Annotated in this window: 14 protein-coding genes; 5 read left to right on the top strand and 9 right to left on the bottom strand. The window is 36.0% G+C overall.

Going from position 1 to position 17,349, the window contains the following annotated elements:
• The first annotated feature begins 10 nt into the window (after positions 1 to 10).
• Complete coding sequence (locus GX311_00160; GenBank protein ID NLK14790.1) at positions 11 to 1,810, top strand: leucine-rich repeat protein; 1,800 nt, start codon at positions 11 to 13, stop codon at positions 1,808 to 1,810.
• Between the two features lie 580 nt (positions 1,811 to 2,390).
• Here the strand turns inward: GX311_00160 and GX311_00165 are convergent.
• From GX311_00165 to GX311_00190, 6 genes are all read right to left on the bottom strand, one after another.
• Positions 2,391 to 3,266, bottom strand: a complete 876-nt coding sequence (locus tag GX311_00165; protein ID NLK14791.1) for a hypothetical protein — start codon at positions 3,264 to 3,266, stop codon at positions 2,391 to 2,393.
• A gap of 78 nt (positions 3,267 to 3,344) precedes the next feature.
• Positions 3,345 to 4,142: an HD domain-containing protein gene (locus GX311_00170; GenBank protein NLK14792.1), complete on the bottom strand. Its 798-nt coding sequence runs from the start codon at positions 4,140 to 4,142 to the stop codon at positions 3,345 to 3,347.
• Positions 4,127 to 4,378 carry a YkgJ family cysteine cluster protein gene (locus GX311_00175; GenBank protein ID NLK14793.1) on the bottom strand — a complete coding sequence of 84 codons (252 nt, stop codon included), beginning with the start codon at positions 4,376 to 4,378 and terminating at the stop codon, positions 4,127 to 4,129. Before GX311_00175 ends, GX311_00170 begins: the two co-directional genes overlap by 16 nt.
• Positions 4,379 to 4,390: 12 nt before the next feature.
• A complete protein-coding gene (locus tag GX311_00180; GenBank protein NLK14794.1) occupies positions 4,391 to 5,911 on the bottom strand; it encodes a glutamate--tRNA ligase in 1,521 nt (506 codons plus the stop codon).
• A 128-nt stretch (positions 5,912 to 6,039) separates the two neighbouring features.
• Entirely contained in the window at positions 6,040 to 7,125 is a 1,086-nt protein-coding gene (locus tag GX311_00185) for a PorV/PorQ family protein (protein ID NLK14795.1), read from the bottom strand.
• Positions 7,126 to 7,239: 114 nt separating this feature from the next.
• Positions 7,240 to 7,692, bottom strand: coding sequence for a hypothetical protein (locus tag GX311_00190; GenBank protein NLK14796.1), 453 nt, complete (start codon positions 7,690 to 7,692; stop codon positions 7,240 to 7,242).
• A 426-nt stretch (positions 7,693 to 8,118) separates the two neighbouring features.
• On the opposite strand from GX311_00190, the gene GX311_00195 reads away from it, so the two are divergent.
• Together GX311_00195 and GX311_00200 are read left to right on the top strand one after the other, a co-directional pair.
• Positions 8,119 to 8,694: a hypothetical protein gene (locus GX311_00195; GenBank protein NLK14797.1), complete on the top strand. Its 576-nt coding sequence runs from the start codon at positions 8,119 to 8,121 to the stop codon at positions 8,692 to 8,694.
• A 184-nt stretch (positions 8,695 to 8,878) separates the two neighbouring features.
• A complete protein-coding gene (locus tag GX311_00200) occupies positions 8,879 to 10,105 on the top strand; it encodes a PDZ domain-containing protein (protein ID NLK14798.1) in 1,227 nt (408 codons plus the stop codon).
• A 230-nt stretch (positions 10,106 to 10,335) separates the two neighbouring features.
• On the opposite strand, the gene GX311_00205 is transcribed toward GX311_00200, so the two are convergent.
• Positions 10,336 to 11,382, bottom strand: coding sequence for an acyl-CoA reductase (locus GX311_00205; GenBank protein ID NLK14799.1), 1,047 nt, complete (start codon positions 11,380 to 11,382; stop codon positions 10,336 to 10,338).
• 352 nt (positions 11,383 to 11,734) lie between these two features.
• Here GX311_00205 and purQ point away from each other — a divergent pair, with 352 nt between their 5' ends.
• A complete protein-coding gene (purQ, locus tag GX311_00210) occupies positions 11,735 to 12,421 on the top strand; it encodes a phosphoribosylformylglycinamidine synthase subunit PurQ (protein ID NLK14800.1) in 687 nt (228 codons plus the stop codon).
• Between the two features lie 193 nt (positions 12,422 to 12,614).
• Positions 12,615 to 13,196 carry a DUF502 domain-containing protein gene (locus GX311_00215; protein NLK14801.1) on the top strand — a complete coding sequence of 194 codons (582 nt, stop codon included), beginning with the start codon at positions 12,615 to 12,617 and terminating at the stop codon, positions 13,194 to 13,196.
• Between the two features lie 19 nt (positions 13,197 to 13,215).
• On the opposite strand, the gene thpR is transcribed toward GX311_00215, so the two are convergent.
• Positions 13,216 to 13,767 (bottom strand): RNA 2',3'-cyclic phosphodiesterase, encoded by a 552-nt coding sequence (gene thpR, locus GX311_00220; GenBank protein NLK14802.1) that lies wholly within the window; start codon positions 13,765 to 13,767, stop codon positions 13,216 to 13,218.
• Between the two features lie 285 nt (positions 13,768 to 14,052).
• Positions 14,053 to 17,319: an acetyl-CoA synthetase gene (locus GX311_00225; GenBank protein NLK14803.1), complete on the bottom strand. Its 3,267-nt coding sequence runs from the start codon at positions 17,317 to 17,319 to the stop codon at positions 14,053 to 14,055.
• Positions 17,320 to 17,349 lie beyond the last annotated feature (30 nt).

Genomic DNA, 17,349 nt, shown 5'->3' on the forward strand with positions numbered 1-17,349 from the left:
ATTAAAAACTATGTTTAAAATAAAAAACATAATAGTTACGCTATTTGCCCTGACAATAAGCACAGTTGCCTTGACACAAACAATAGGCGAAAAGATCAAGATAGACGATTATCATATTTACAAAATAACAAGCCTTGAGCCCCCAACTGTTGAAGTTGTGCCAGACTTTGCTGGACCTCCGTATTGGAATCAAATAAAACCTTATGGCAATTTAGTTATACCAGACACAGTATTCTATAAAAACATTTTATTCAAAGTTACTTCTATTGGAAAAGGTGCTTTCTATGGTTGCGATAACTTAATATCTGTTGTTATTCCTAACTCCGTGAAATCATTTGGTGCTCGTTCTTTTATATTCTGCAACCGTTTAACATCAATTAATATTCCTGACTCTTTGAGGTCAATTGCAGATTGTGCTTTCAGCTATTGCTCAGGAATAACATCAGTTAATATTCCTGATTCAGTAACGTCAATTGGTAGTTATGCATTTTTTGAATGCTCAGGTCTAACATCTGTTAACATCCCTAAATTATTAACTTCAATTAATAACCATACTTTTTTCAAATGTACAAGCTTAACATCTGTTACTTTTCCCGATTCACTGACATCAATTGAAGAATATGCTTTTGCTTACTGTTCTAATTTAACATCGGCTACTATTCCTAACTCCGTAACATCTATCGGAGAGTTTGCTTTTGGTTATTGCTCTAGTTTAACATCAGTTAATATTCCTGAACTCATAACTTCAATAGAGATAGGTACTTTTTTTCAATGTACAAATTTAATATCAATTACTATTCCTGAAATAGTAACTGAGATTGGGCTGGGAGCTTTTTTATCCTGCGAGAGTTTAACAGAGCTTACTATTCCTGCATCTGTTACTTCAATCGGTAAAGGAGCTTTTGATGGTTGTATTGGCTTAACCTCAGTTACTATTCCAAAATCTGTTACATTTATTGGCAATGGAGCTTTCAGGCGATGTACTTCGCTTACTGCTATAGACGTTGCGACCGAAAACACGGAGTATATCAGCGAAAACGGAGTATTGTTTAACTATGACAAAACTACGTTAATAACTTATCCTGCGGGCAAGGTGGGAGCTTCATACGATATTCCATTATCTGTTGACTCAATAGGGATTGCTGCTTTTGAGGGTAGTGTACATCTTACGTCAATAACTGTTCCTGAACAGATAACGTCAATTAGTCGTTATACCTTTGCCAAATGCGCTGCATTAGAGTCAGTTACTCTCCATAACTCCTTAACGTCAATTGGAGACGCTGCTTTCAATAGTTGTAGTAGTTTAATATCAATTACAATACCTACAACGGTAAAATCAATTGGAGATGAGGCTTTTATCCATTGTACAGGATTAACTTCTATAACTTCTCTAATAACAGACCCCCGCTTAGTAACATTAGGTGAAAAGGTGTTTTTTGGTGTTCCCAAAGGCACAGATGCTAATGCTTGTGCGCTCTATGTTCCTGAAGCAAGTTTACATCAGTATCAAAATGCATGGCAATGGAAAGACTTTATACCAAATATGTTTACAAGTATAGAGGATACTCCGCAAGTCTCTGTTATAGTCTATCCCAATCCAGCAAGCGACTTTCTTAATATAAAAAGCGACACGCCTATCTGTAGCTTTGAGATTTACGATGCTCTTGGAAGATTGGTGAAATACCAGACTGAAATGTTTGATACAGAGAACATTATAGATGTATCTTCGCTTACATATGGTATCTATTTTATTAAACTACACACCACAAACGGCATTGCAGAACATAAAGTTGTAATTAGGGTTTACTAAAAAAAGTCTTATTCTTTTGATTTTAAGCATAATACATGCATTTTTACCTTGTTTAAGTGCAAGGTTTTACTAATATTTTTCAAAAAATTCGTGCACTTATGTTTAAACCTAAACCCAATTAGAAATCTGAAGTCGGAAATGTCCGTAGGACAACATGTGATTAACCGTAAGATTTATCTTACGGAAACGGCACCCCCTCGACTTTCGTCCGTAGGGCGACACTAATACATTAAAGCAATGTGCCACCCTACGGGTGGGATTGTGTGCTATTGCACACCCATAGGCTTACGCCTATGGTTAATCATATGTTGTCCTACGGACAAAAAACATGTACTAATCCAAAAATATGAATCTTCAAAAATCAACCATATCATAAAGACGCAGTCTTTCCTAAATGTTCCTTAACTCCTTAATGGATATTTAGTTAATGTCCACCAACCACGCATCACGCAACCCACACCTAAAGATAACATACTTTTTCAGTGAACCCTAATTAACAATTAGCGGTTATAGAAATAAAAAAACCGATAATCTCTTTACTAAGAATTTATCGGTTTTTCTATTTTGAACTATATTCGCCTTATTTTACGCTTATTACCAAGTATTTAGACTGTTGCCAAAATAAGTCGGGGTTCTCAATTGTTAAGCTGTCAACGGTTTTGTCGCCGTGTAACGTATAACTTTCTGTTGGGTGCGAAGTGATAAGTTTTACTCTTTTAGCACCTAAAACAAACGTTTTTTTCACATATTTATCAGCGGCTTCAAAATATCTAGTGTTCAAATCGTCAGAGACTGTACGAGTTTTGCCAATACCTATAAATCCGCCAGACTTGTCAATTACTTTGTTTGCAATCAACTCTTTTTCAGTTCCTATGGCATAGTATACTGTATTGAGTCTTTCTTTTTGGTCAGCCAGCTCAACTTTTTGTTCTTCAATTACCTGATAGCGCTCCTGTGCTACAATACTCAGACTGTCAACTTTTACGTTCAAGCCTGTGATTTGATATTCCATTCTCTCAAGTTGACCACGAAGAACCTCTATCTCAACCACTTTCTCTTCCATCTGTTTGGTCATACGTTCTACTATCGACTCCAAGTCTTTGTTTTTAGTCGATAAAGACTTAACGTTATGCGACATCTGGTTCAATTTTTTACGGTTTTGCAACAACATGTCGTAAATCGCATTAATTTGTTCATTTACCTCTTCGTGTGCGGGTTTAGACTTTTCACCCGAAACTGCAAGTTTGTTAATTATTCCCTCTTTTGCAGCAATACTGTCGAGATTTGACTGTATTGCATTAAAAGTTTCGGCAAAGTTAAAAAGAGCCTCTTCGTTTTGTCCTTGCTGATTTTTTAATTTCAAGTTTTCTTCTCTAAGTTGCTCAAGCTCAGCTTGATGTGTGTTACATGCAACTACTCCTAAAAGAGCTATTGCTAAAAAAGCTAATCGTTTCATTTTGTTGTTGTTTTTATGGGTTTATTTTATGAGTTAAAAGTTTGTAAAGTAGAGACGGAGCATGCTCCGTCTCTACAATTATTTTGTTAATTTTTGTTCAATATATTGTGTGATAATATCATTTATGTTATCAAACAATTCATCGTCTTTCAGACATTTGGTTATAAATTGATATCCCTCAGAACTGGAAATTAAATTAAACGTTGACTTATAATTAACGTCAAAAATCCAACTAAGTTGCATAACTAAAAAATCAGCTGCCGATTTTAACTGTTGCTTATTCACAACCTTGTGATTTTTAAACTGTTGATATGCTTCATCAGAAATTTTTCCATTCTCTTCCAAATTGAGCAAAACAGTACTTTTGTTTTCATCAGACTCTTTTTCCAAACTTTCTTGCATTACCCGGTAAACATCGAGTTTGTCGGCATCTCTGACAACTTTGGTTATTTTTTCGGAAATTTCGTCTGGATATTCTGTTACATATCTTTTGTTATGATTTTTAACTGCATACAAAAGAGCCAGCTGTTCGGGCGTACTAAAATGTTCGAGGAACCCTGTGTTTGAAAGCACATTGTGTCCCAAATCGCCATGATCGACAGATTGTAAGTCATCAAAAGTTCTGTAAAAATTGAGTTGTTCGAAACGACCTATGTCATGCATTATCCCTCCGACTTTGCACAACAAAATCGTTTTATCATCGAAATTCTCCGAGTGTGCAATCTTACCTGAAAGTTCAGATACTTTTAAAGAGTGCTCTTTTTTTAAGTTAATAAGTTGAAGAAATTCTGGTTCTTCGTCGTCATCAACAAAGCAATCGACGTAGTTTAAAAAATCGCTTTCTATTTCGCTAAAAAGGTCTAAATATTCAGACATTCTAATTTTGACATTATATCCTTTGCCTCATCAGTGCTTCGTCCACATATAAGTGGGTCGGGTTTGAAATCCGCACACACTTTCGGTCTATCAGGATGGTTATAAATTAAACATTTTAAATCGTCAGACAGGTAAAGGCAACGTTCGCCCGCCTTTTTCCCGTTGGGATGCAACGGACTTGGAGATGATATGGATAAATAGATACAACAAGCTGCGCAATTATCATGACACTCCATATCACACGTTATCTATTGTATTGATATATTGTTAATTGCAAATTCAATTCTATTTACACAAGCCTCAGCACCAATAGTTTCGCATATCGCAAACAAGTCGGGTCCAACTGAACCTCCTACCAAAGCCAATCTAAGTGCGTTAGCAACGGCACCAAAGCCTAATCCGTTTTGCTCTATATATTTCGAAACGTTCTCCTTAATAGTTGCTACCTCATACGGTGTTGTTTCAGAAATGATTTTTCCCACATTATTTACGTGAGGAATAATATCAGCTTTCCAACGTTTCTTTACAACACTTGGATCGAACTCGGTTGGATTAATAAAGAAAAACCAGCCATGATCCCACAATTCGTGTGTAAAGTTCAGACGCTCCTTTATAAGCTGAACAATTTTTAAAACATATGAATAATTGGCTGTTATTCCTTTGTTTTTTAGGATATTAACAAACTCCACTGCCAAAAAATCGTCACTTTTCAGCAAAATATGTTGGTGGTTGAACCAACGTGCTTTATCGGGATCAAAACGTGCTCCAGATTTGCTTACGCGCTCTAAATCAAACGCTTCTATCAACTGTTCGAGGCTAAAAATCTCCTGCTCAGTGCCGGGATTCCAACCTAAAAGCGCAAGTAAATTAATTACAGCTTCGGGCAGATAACCATCTTCGCGGTATCCGCGGCTAACTTCTCCTTCGGGCGATTCCCATAACAAAGGGAAGACAGGAAATCCCAATTTATCTCCATCGCGTTTACTCAATTTTCCTTTGCCTTCGGGTTTTAAAATCAACGGAAGATGTGCAAAATTTGGCATTGTATCTTGCCAGCCAAAAGCCTCGTACAAAAGCACATGCAACGGAAGTGAGGGCAACCACTCTTCACCACGGATTACGTGAGTTATCTCCATTAAGTGGTCATCAACAACGTTTGCCAAATGGTAAGTTGGCAGTCCGTCTGATTTGAAAAGTACTTTATCGTCAAGTGTTTGTGTATCAACTTTTATCGTGCCTCTTATAATATCATTCATAACGACCTCGCGGTTCTCTGGTATTTTAAACCTTACGACATAAGGTTCATCATTCTCGATTATTCTCATCGACTCTTCTAAAGGGAGTGTCAGAGAGTTTTTCATCTGCATACGTGTAGTCGTGTCGTAGGTAAATACCTTACCTTGAGCCTCATACGATTTTCTTATAGCATCTAACTCCTCTGGTGTGTCAAAAGCAAAATATCCCCAACCTTTATCAATCAGTTCATTAGCATATTTAACATATATTTCGGAACGCTCAGACTGCCGATAAGATGCGTGAGGACCTCCAACAGTGTGTCCTTCGTCTATTTTCAGTCCAAGCCAACGAAACGACTCGATTATATACTCCTCCGCTCCGGGAACATATCGCGTTTGGTCGGTATCTTCAATACGGAGAATAAATTTACCTCCTTTGCTACGTGCAAAAAGATAGTTGTATAGGGCTGTTCTTACACCTCCGATATGAAGTGGTCCTGTGGGACTCGGTGCAAATCGTACTCTTACTGTCATTTTACATTTTTAATTGTGCCGCAAAGATACATGAAAACAAGTTCATGGGTTTATTATTTCGGATATTTTTTGATGACAGTAGAGACGGTGCATGCACCGTCTCTACATCCTGTTAATTGATAAAGCTATCAATTACTGCTTCTTTGATTAAACTGATACTTCAGAGATATTATGTGTGAATAGAGTGCTCCCGAAACATTTCCGATATCGGTATAAGCATAATCTAATCCAAATCGGTTTATTTGCAAGCCTGCACCAATACCCGGCATAATTGTATAGTGTTTTTTCGATTCATCCCCAATCTCTTGTTGAAGGTTGCGTATTCCAAATCGGGCATAAACAATATTATCGAAGCTAAACTCTAAGCCGAGTTGGGGATCCATGCTTATAAAATTGGTGCGAATAAGGGTATTTCTTTTTTTATCTGTAGTGATATCGAGGTTAAACTCTCCCAAAATCTTAAAACGTTCGCGTATTGTGTATGAATATGATACTGCTCCAATAATCCGCGGGGTAGTTATTTCGAGAGAATTGGTGGGTATCTCGTTTCCAGTCTCTATAAATACTTCTCGCAAGTCGTCTGTATTATAACTCCATGCGTTAAAAGTTCCTGTAACATCACGAGCTATCGCAGCAAAAACCCAATCGTCTAATACATATCTCGCACCAACATCAAAACCAAAACCCCACGATTTTGCAAAATCGCCAGCCTTACGTCTTATAATTTTTATATTACCGCCTACTGAAAGGTTTTCAACTGGTATTTTTTGCGCAAAAGTGCCAATAAAAGCCATATCTGCAACAGAAAATGATGTCACACGATCGTAATTTAGAACTCCGTCTTTATACAAATTCAGTGTATTGGGAATATTATCGACTCCAAATCTTATAAACGAAATTCCAGCCACCTGACTTTCGTTTATACGGTAAGCAACTGCACCATAATCGTACTTTGCGATGCCTGCAAAATATTCAGAGTGCATGTATCCAACCTGCATATCGTTTTCCATTGACAATAGCCCCGACGGATTGTAATAGGTTGAATAGATGTCAGTTGTTGAAGCTGCAACCGAATTGCCCATGCCCATTGCTCTTGCTCCAATGCCGATACTTAAAAACTCATTACTATATTTCCTTACTACCTGTGCCGATAAAGAGTTAACGGAAAAAATCATTAGAAAAAACGAAACTGATATTGTGATCTTGCGAATCATACTATATAATTATTTCTGTAAAGATAGAGAACGTTATTTCGTTTACAAAAGTATGTTTCTTTTGAATTAGTCATAACAAACTGATATATAAAATTAACAAAATCAGGTTTAATTTTAATTTGAGGAGAACGCATTGAGCAGGTCATCTATATATTTTTCGCCTCTTTTAGTTTGAAGCGGCACAACGCCCTCAAGTCTTACAACTGTCGGATATTTAGATATATTATTTTCTAAATCTATGATATTCACAATCTTAATAAATAGACTTCTTTCCGAGAAATAGTCGAAAATATATAAAAACCTCTCTCCCTTATTGCTACACCAATCTTCTATATTAATATCTTTCATCAAATGCTTGCTATGCTCGTCCATATCAATTAGTGTCGCCTCGGAAATTTTTTGCCAATTTTCATCTGTTTTCCAAAAAGAGGCAAGATTATTACTGTCAAAATTTAACGCTTCTATAATAGCATGATGAAAATCGAGGAAACTATTTTTTTGATGTAACTGTAATTCCAAAACAAAATCCTCAGACTCACCACTCAATATTAGAAAATGAAAAACCATTGTTTTTATGTGTTAGAATCAACTATATATTGCACATAAAAATTATGTACTTTTTGTTTTGCAATATAGTTAATTCTTTTCTAATGATTGTTTTACGACGTTACAAATTATGGTAAATCAATTATTAACTTTTATTAATATTTAACTGATTGACTTAAATATAGCAAGAAAAGACTATATCAAAGGGGGAAACAATATGAATTTTATAAGTTTTATTTCTACAAGTTTTGTATCTTAGTTTCGTTAATTATTCATTATATGCGATGTTAAATTGTTTCCACCAATGGATAAAGCACTATTAATTAAGAATATATGCAGAGTGTTAACAATGCAGACAAAATAATTAACACATATATACTGAAAAACAGATAAAATATTCGTGACTCTATTATAATAATATTAAACCAAACACTAAAACAATAAGATATGATAAAAAGGTCTCTAATTATTATTTTGCTTTTTGCGATAACTAGATTTATAATAAGTTGTTGCAATGAAAAAGGTTTTAATTTTGAATTTTCAAAAGTTGACCTAACTTTTGGAAATAATATTATCCATGGATCAGTAAATGATTTGGATTCTATCAAATATGACCAATTGATCGGACAGATTGATTTGGGATATACCCGTATAGCATATTTAAATTTAAATTTTTCAAATAATTTGTACGCATTTGATTGTGAACCTTTATACGAATCGATCAAAAAGATCTCTGATGTTCAAATAATCACGATTAATAAATTTAACAATGACAAATTAGAGGGTTCTGAATTAACAGTAAGTTATAAAGTTTTGGGATACGATATGGAATTTGACGGAACTAAAGAAACATTAATTAATATTCTTAATAAGCGATACGGCAGATTACCAAAAGAAATTATTTGTTTTAAATTCAATGAAATACCAAACAAAAATTCATACCACAAATTTTCGGTTAATGTATTATTTGATGACGAAACCATGATTTCAGATACAACTAACATGATTTATCTATATGATTAAGTATCTGCATACAAAACTCGATATAGATCATATAAAAACGAAAAAAATCAACAAATCAAAAAGAGATATTTTTTATTGCTTTGGTCGAACTACTAGAGAATATAAATCAAGCAATTAATGAAATAGATATATAGCAAAAGAAACAGTTATAAGCTAACGATATAAACCATAAAAGATTGAAATCATGAAAATTATTATTCCACTTATCATCTTACTAACTCTTTTTAGTTGCAACAATCAGAGCCAAAATAAATCTGAGCAAGAACCGATAAAAGAGGCAATAATATTGCCAGATAACGCTATTCCTTTTATTTATAAAGGCGGAGTAATTATGGATATAAAAGTCAACGATTCAATCATGGGAAGCTTCCTTTTTGATACTGGTTCGGACCAATTATATCTCGATAGTTCATTTGTAGCCAACAATAATATCCTTACACAAAAGGGCAGAACGAAAGAAATAAGTGGTGTTGGAGCAAACACTCCCCGAGTTCCCGTTTCTGATAATATAAAATTGGAGATAGACTCATTGACTATTACTTACAATAATGTTCCTGTTTTAAATCTTAACTCCATCAGAGGGGAAAAGATTGATGGTATATTTGGAATAGATATTTTTAGGAGTTCCGTTTTAAGAATCAATTTTGACAGCAGTTATTTTCAAATAATTAAGCCATCTGATTTTGTTATTCCAAGCGAGCATGACAGTCTGAAAATCACTATTGCGGGGAACAAAACCTTTATTAAATGTAAGGCATTAATTCTTGACTCTCTAAATGTAGATGGCTTTGCTATGTTAGATTTGGGAAGTGGACATAATCTAACATTTACAAGTGTGATTGCCCACGATTTCAACTTCAACGACAATATAACAAACAAATACTCTGTTACACATAAAAACGCAGGATATGGAGGAGACTCCCACTCTTATTATTTTAGAGCCAAAAAATTAAATATAGGTAAATATACTCTTGAAAACCCTGTTATGAATTATTCTACTGACGAAAGTGGGGGGCTATCAATGTGGGGACCTATGGGTTTAATTGGAATAGGAGTAATGAAAAGGTTTGACTTGATATTCGATTTTCCAAACAAGAAATTGTATTTCAAACCTAACAGTTTGTTCAACGAACATTTCTTTTCAAGCACAACTGGATTTACGGGAAAATATAGAGAATCAGATAGTGTTGCAGGATTCATAATTGGAAATGTTATTGAAAATTCGCCTGCCAGTGCTGCCGGAATAAAGCCGGGAGATATAATTACCCATTTGAATGGTTTAGAGATTTTGTCATACCCAGATACAGAGAGAAATAACCTGTTTCTACAAGATACAATGGAGTTGGAATTTAAAATCAAACGAGGCACTGAATCACACATCGTTAAATTTGTTCCACGAGAAATGCTATGAAACGAGCATGCCAACTTTATATGAAGGTATAAGGTAAAAGGAGCAAGTAGAAAGTGTTTTTAACTTTATAAACTTTCTCCTTTTAATACCGATTGGACAGCTACAATAGTCCAAACTTCGCTATCGCTCTTTTGGACTATGTATCTGTAACATCGGTATTTTCCATTGTAAAATTTTAAAAAAGATTGGACTATTTTAAAATTACAATTGGTATAACTTTTAACTGTGAATTACAGTTGCATTATAAAATCGCAAGTATTTATTCTATCGGCAAAGTCGTTAATATCAGGATATTGCGATTTTCCGAAAGGTACCCATGAGTTGTCAATTTTGGCATCCCCAACCACGCATTGAACCATTGAATCTAAGGCTTTTAAAGATTTTTTAACTTCCTCTATCGACTTATATATTTCAAAATGAACCACTGACATTGGCGAATTTAGTTTCGACTCCTGAATCATAATAACTGGACCGCAATCGTAAAAAGTTTCTCCTTTAGTCAACATCATTGCCTTTTGAAACCTTAGATTGTCAGACCAATCTTTATGATTAGTCATCCAGGAATATGCAGAAAGAGAGTCTTGAATTTGTTTAATACATTCTTCATCAGGCAGATAAATTTTAGAAACTGAACGACATCCCATTCCAAAATAGAGGCAAATATCTTTGGTTAACTCTTCAATCTCTTCTGCTGTCTCATTTCCAGTAATTACAGCCACACTGTTTCGGCTACCTCTTAAAATTGAGGGAATCTGCCCATATTTATAGCTAAAGTAACTCATGGTATTATTTGTGCCGGAGGCAATCAGAGCATCTATATTGTCTGTAATTTCTTGCACAAAAGAGATATGTTTGGCAATCTCGGGAAAATCTTTTTCTAAATAGGATACCAGCGTGGGTAGTAAGATTGTATCTTTAGACGAAAGCTTAACAACCGCTTTATTCCCCGTCAAAAGCACTATTATAAAGTCATGAAATCCAACTAAAGGGATATTACCCGCCATTATTAATCCTATCGTTTTGGGGGTTTTCGCAAATTTGATTCTGTTTTCATTGTAAAAACTCCAAAGTTTATCTTTATTAAGCCACTGGCTAACCCCTTTTAACGAGTTGATTACAAATGGTTTAACAAACCAACTGTTCTGCTCGTGACAATCCAAAACAGCGGTGCTAAGCTCGGGATATTTAGCAACCCTCTCCTCTTCAGAGAGACTAAGAAAATTACTGATGATTGACCCAAGTTTGTCAAGAACATCTATAATACAATCGGGCTTCATTTGATTAATAATTTATGGGTTGAATGCAATCTACTTTGAATGGTACCCTCTTTATCAATTAACACAAATTGATGGATAAAAGTTCACACAAACCTCACTTTTAAGCTATAAAACAAGCAATTTATATTGTGTATAAATTTACTGTAAACGCTGTTATCAAAAAAACAATTAATTGTTTATGGTTTATTTTGTAAAAGTAAAACATTTCATGATGTAAAATAATTATCTTTGCCTGAAATAAAGTTGAAAGGTAAAAGGTACAAGGTAAAAGTGAAGAACGGAGCACTTTACAAACTTTTAACTTTCACCTTAATTGTTAATTGTACATTGCTAATTGTTAATTGATAAAGGTATGAAGTTTGGAGTAGTAACATTTCCCGGATCTAACTGTGATCACGACATGATTTATACATTGGAAACTATCATGGGGCATGAAATTGTTCATCTATGGCACAAAGATGGCTCTATACCAAAAGTAGATGCCATTGCACTACCCGGAGGTTTCACTTATGGAGATTATTTACGCTGTGGCGCCATTGCGAAACACAGCCCAATCATGGCCGAAGTAATCAAATTTGCTAATCAAAACCGCCCAGTTTTTGGAATATGCAACGGATTTCAAATTTTGTGCGAATCGGGATTGCTACCCGGAGTGCTACTGCAAAATACAAACCAGAGATTTATCTGTAGTAACCAGTATATTATAGCTGACAATCCTAAAACAGCATTTACAGCACACGCAGGTTCAAAACCATTAAATATACCAATTGCTCACAGTGAGGGTCGTTATTATGCGCCTGATGAGGTGTTAGAAGAGCTGGAAGATAATGGTCAGGTTCTCTTTAGATACTGCGACAAAAATGGAAAAATTACTGACGAGGCAAATCCAAACGGAAGCGTAAACCATATTGCTGGCGTTTGCAACAAAAACAAAAATGTTTACGGAATGATGCCACACCCCGAACGCGCTGCAGACCACGAGCTTGGAAATACCGATGGACTGTTTATTCTCGAATCGTTTATTAAATGGATAAGCTAATAATAAGGTGCAAAAAGGCGCACTAAACGTAGAAGACATTGTAGAGACGGAGCATGCTCCGTCTCTACTTTATAAACTTTTAACACTTCGACTTCGCTCACATTTCGACTCTGCTCAGTGCATCGCTTCGACAAGCTCAGCGACCGAGTACAACGCTTTTAACTTTAAAAACTTTTAACTAAAAATAGAAATTATGAAAAAAATTCCCAAATATTTTGTTCAAGGGCTTGTGTTTGTACTACCATTAGCCATAACCTTTTATCTTATATATATTGTCTTTATGTGGGTGGACAATATTATTCCTTTTAAAATCCCTGGATTAGGAATATTGGTAATTCTGACAAGTATAACCATTCTTGGATTTTTGTTTCAAAAATTGGTTACTACTCGTTCAATGGGTGTATTGAAGCGCATGTTTAGGAAAGCTCCGTTACTTAAAGTTATATACACATCAATAAAAGACCTATTCTCTGCTTTCGTAGGGAAAGAGAAAAAGTTTGATAAACCCGTTTTGGTTACAATGGACAATGTAAACAAAATCAAACAGTTAGGCTTTGTTACTCAAACCGACCTGTCGTTTATCGATGTACCCGAAGGGTTTATTTCTGTATATATCCCATGCTCTTACGGTATTCTGGGAGATATGTATATCGTTCCAGCTGAAAACGTTGAGCCCATTAAAGGACATCCAGCCGAAATAATGAAATTTATCGTTAGTGGTGGTGTTTCAAAAATAAACCCAGACTACGATCCAGATTCAGAAGAGCAAGAATAGTCTTTCCTAGACAATAACATTATAGGTTTTGCTCGAACAAGGGTTTGTATATCGCACCCTTGGGAGTTAAGGTACTTTGGTACATAATTACTTTGTCGCACAGAACTGTTTGAAATTCCTTGTTTCGATATTTTCTAGATAAGTCGTTAACTATATTGGTATCATTTAGTTGCTTAATTCTCCCAATAGTTATATGCGGCTTGAAAGCACGAAAGTCGTGTTGAATTTTATGCTGTAAAACAATGTCATTAATGACCTTGTGTAGTTCTATGAGATGTTCGCTTTGCTCTATACCTACCCAAATAACTGTAGGGCTTGCTTTGGGTCCAAAATAACCGACATTAGCAACTTTCAACTGGAAGGTTCCAAAATCACTAATTCTATTTTTGAAATCGGTTTGGATCTTTTGAATTACACTGTTTTGAGTATCTCCTAAAAACACAATTGTCAGATGAAGAGTTGAAAAATCGACCCAATTGATTTTTGACGTTGATAGACTCTGTTTAATGTCTAACATTGCCGTTTTAAGTTCCTCGTTTACAGGTATATCTATTGCTATAAAAGTTCTCATATCAGCATAAAGTAGTGTAGAGACGGAGCATGCTCCGTCTCTACGTTGAAAACGTTGCCCTTGTGAACCGCTTTACTTGGGCTAAAGCCCAAAAAGCACGGGTGCTTACTCAATCCCCGACTTGAAAGTCGGGGCTATTGATACAAAAATTGCCTCATTAATCACCAGCCACCAATCACCAGCCACCAATCACCAGCCACCAACCACCAACCACGTAATTCGCACCCAAAAATTGCATGAACTTTTTCAGTGAATCCTAATTTGTCATGTAGTAAGCGATAATTTTTACTTTATTTCAATCTCTATCCATTTAGAACGGTCTGGCTCTTCAGGTGTTTTCCATTTTTTAGGTGGATTTTCCTTCAACTCTTTTAACAACACCTCTACAGCCTTTTCGAGAGATGGATCTTTCCCTTGTGCGACCAAATGCGGAGAGTCAATCACCTCAATATCAGGATACACTCCTACTCCCTCAATAATCCACTCTCCATCTTTATTATAAATACCAAATCGAGGAACATTAAACGAACCTCCGTCAACAAATCCGGGATTTGCGGAAATTCCAACAAGTCCTCCCCAAGTGCGTGCTCCTATAACGGTTCCCAATTTCTTTTGTTTAAAGAAATACGGAAACGCATCGCCACCCGATGACGAATATTGGTTGATAAGCATAACTTTTGGACCATCGTGAGCGATACCAGGGGTGCGCATTGGATCAAGTCCATTTACATTCCATTTTGCAAGGGTTTCGCGACTAACGATTTCAATCATTCTATCGGGGATAAATCCACCGCCGTTAAATCTGTCGTCAATAATTAAAGCCTCTTTATCGTTGTATGCATACATTCCGCGATGTAACTCACGGTTACCATCATACGATGTGTTTGGTATGTGCATATAACCTATTTTCCCGTCAGAAAGTTTGTCAACCATCGCACGTCGTTCGTTTACCCAATCAAGGTACATAAGTTCGTGTTCACTCTCAATTGGCTTAACTGTGTAGGTTATTGCACCATCGGCGGATGGTTTAGAATTGACGGTAATTTTCACGGGCACATTGACTTTGTTTTCAAGAAACTTGTAAGGATTTTCGTTAGTTGTAACATCTATCCCGTCTATTGCTATCAAATAGTCGCCCTCTCTAACATTAATACCTTGTTCGGTAAGAGGTGCACGCCGGCTTGGGTTCCAGTTCTCACCTTGATATATTTTAGTGAATTTATATCGCTGATTTTTTAAGTCTGCTGCAAATTTAGCACCTAAAAGACCTGTCTCTAAGCGTTTTACCTTTTCAAAATCGCCGTAATTTGAGTAAGCGTGTCCGGCGTTAGTCTCTCCTATCATTTCTCCAAAAATGTAGTCTAAGTCAAATCTGTGACTAACAAAAGGTAACAACTCGCTATATTTTTTACGGAAACCATCCCAGTCAACTCCGTGTATATTAGAGACATAGAAATAGTCGCGATAAATACGCCAACCATCGGCAAATACTTGTTTCCACTCCTCACGTGGCTCGATACGCATATCAAGTTTATCGAGGTTTAGCTTACCATCTCCTGCCTTTTGATTTGGTGCTAACGTAGCAACTCCGTAATCTGAGCCTTGACTGTAAAGGAATTTGTTTTCGTTGGCTGAAACAACGGCAAATGAGATACCTTCCATTATTGTCTCTTGCTTCTGCTCTTTAATGTCAAATCGTTGAAATCCTTCATCATTACAAAAAACAATTCCATTTTTTATTGCATCAAGATTCCAATAAGAGCCTGATGGTAACGGGAATGCCACAATACGCTGATTTATTCCGTCAAAATCTATTGTAACATTTAAGTCTTTTTCTGACTTATCATCTTTTTTAGCGTTATCTTTTTTCTGCTCTGTACTCTTTTGAGAGTCATCGCTTGGCGTTTCAAGCGTTTCCTTAATATCCAACAGTCTTGGGCTATCTTTTCTAAGTGCTACAGCATAAATACGCGTTGCTTTATTGTAAAGATAATTGAACTCAAAATCAGAGAATGCCAAATTAAAATCGCGGTTAGATCGGAAAAATATGTAGTTTCCACATTCAGAAAACACGGGACTTCTGTCGCTGAAAGTTGCATCGGTTAGTTGAGTTTTTTCAGATTTTTCGATATTGTAAACCCAAATTGCAGACTGATTGTTAGGATTATTTTTTGTGTATGTAACCCAACGAGAATCGGGAGAAAACGAATACGAACGTATCTCATTGCTTGTTGGAGTATCAATGACTGTAACTTTTTTAGTGGTTACATCAACAAGCTGGAGTTGCATGCTTCTGTCAAAAAAGACCAAATATTTACTGTTTGGCGACCATTCTGCTTGATATTTCCAACCTTTAGAGTTTTTGGTAATTTGCGTTGGCTTTGCACCCTCTTTATTTTCAAGCAAGTACAACTCATATTCATCGGTAGCGTCATTATAGTATGCAATATATTTTCCATCGGGTGACCATGCTGATGACAAATCCCTAACTCCTTGACTGTTTGTAAGATTAGTTATTGTGCCCTCTCCAGCGGGAACTGAAAAGATATCTCCACGAGCATCAATCAATACACGGTTTCCGTTTGGAGAGATATCAACACCACTGATATCTTCTTTTACATTTTTGAAATATGGAAGCGTATATGGATTATCGTAATTGATACTGATTTTTACTCTCTCTATATTTCCATTTGCTAAATTTAGCTTATAAATATGTCCTCCATGTTCATAAACAATTTGACCATTTGAGCCACTGGGCCACATAACATCAAATGTGTCGTGGTTTGTAACTTTTGTAGTAGCCTTAGTATTAACATCGTAGCTAAATATATTTAGCCATAGGTCTCTGTCCGAAGCATAATAAATTTTATCGCCGTACCAAACGGGAACTTGATCTGTACCCTTAAAGTCGGTAATCTCTTCGGAGAGATTTTTCTCTAAATCGTAAATCCAAATATTTGAGGCTCTACCACCTTTATATCTTTTCCATGTTCTAAATTCGCGGTCGATATATGAAAAAGCAACTTTTTTATTGTCGGGCGAAAGTGTTCCAAAACCTCCGTGCGGTATCGGAAGCTCTTCCTCTAAACCTCCCTCTATACTGATTGTAAAGTATTTTCCCATTCGGTCACCATATTCGGTTCTGTTGCTGCGGAAAAACACCTTTTTGCTGTCGGCTGTCCACCCTAAAACCACGTTATCAAACCCTCCACGTGGTGGCAAGTTTGTAACATCGTTATAAAAAGTTAATTGTTTAGGAGTACCTCCATTTGCGGGCATTACATAAACTTGTCGGCTTCCGCTGTACTCGCCTGAGAAAGCAATCCATTTTCCATCTGGAGATATTTTTGGAAAAAGCTCAATTCCACGATGTGACGTTAGTTTGCGGGCTACTCCACCTTTTGAATCGACTGTCCAAATGTCGCCTGCATAAACAAATACTATGCGTTCACCGTTGATGTCGGGGAAACGCATCATTCGGGCATCATCATAAGCCCACGACTTTGTTGCGCAAAAAGTTACCGCAACAAACAGAAATAATAATTTTTTCATATAAATGGGTTTTTTATTAATTTTTAACAT

It is taken from the genome of Bacteroidales bacterium (assembly GCA_012519055.1).
Lineage (GTDB): Bacteria > Bacteroidota > Bacteroidia > Bacteroidales > Salinivirgaceae > JAAYQU01.

Bases quoted from the DNA above. Each gene is read 5' to 3' on its own strand.
- GX311_00160 (NLK14790.1), top strand. From the start codon at position 11: ATGTTTAAAATAAAAAACATAATAGTTACGCTATTTGCCCTGACAATA.
- GX311_00165 (NLK14791.1), bottom strand. From the start codon at position 3,266: ATGAAACGATTAGCTTTTTTAGCAATAGCTCTTTTAGGAGTAGTTGCA.
- GX311_00170 (NLK14792.1), bottom strand. From the start codon at position 4,142: ATGTCTGAATATTTAGACCTTTTTAGCGAAATAGAAAGCGATTTTTTA.
- GX311_00175 (NLK14793.1), bottom strand. From the start codon at position 4,378: ATGGAGTGTCATGATAATTGCGCAGCTTGTTGTATCTATTTATCCATA.
- GX311_00180 (NLK14794.1), bottom strand. From the start codon at position 5,911: ATGACAGTAAGAGTACGATTTGCACCGAGTCCCACAGGACCACTTCAT.
- GX311_00185 (NLK14795.1), bottom strand. From the start codon at position 7,125: ATGATTCGCAAGATCACAATATCAGTTTCGTTTTTTCTAATGATTTTT.
- GX311_00190 (NLK14796.1), bottom strand. From the start codon at position 7,692: ATGGTTTTTCATTTTCTAATATTGAGTGGTGAGTCTGAGGATTTTGTT.
- GX311_00195 (NLK14797.1), top strand. From the start codon at position 8,119: ATGATAAAAAGGTCTCTAATTATTATTTTGCTTTTTGCGATAACTAGA.
- GX311_00200 (NLK14798.1), top strand. From the start codon at position 8,879: ATGAAAATTATTATTCCACTTATCATCTTACTAACTCTTTTTAGTTGC.
- GX311_00205 (NLK14799.1), bottom strand. From the start codon at position 11,382: ATGAAGCCCGATTGTATTATAGATGTTCTTGACAAACTTGGGTCAATC.
- purQ (NLK14800.1), top strand. From the start codon at position 11,735: ATGAAGTTTGGAGTAGTAACATTTCCCGGATCTAACTGTGATCACGAC.
- GX311_00215 (NLK14801.1), top strand. From the start codon at position 12,615: ATGAAAAAAATTCCCAAATATTTTGTTCAAGGGCTTGTGTTTGTACTA.
- thpR (NLK14802.1), bottom strand. From the start codon at position 13,767: ATGAGAACTTTTATAGCAATAGATATACCTGTAAACGAGGAACTTAAA.
- GX311_00225 (NLK14803.1), bottom strand. From the start codon at position 17,319: ATGAAAAAATTATTATTTCTGTTTGTTGCGGTAACTTTTTGCGCAACA.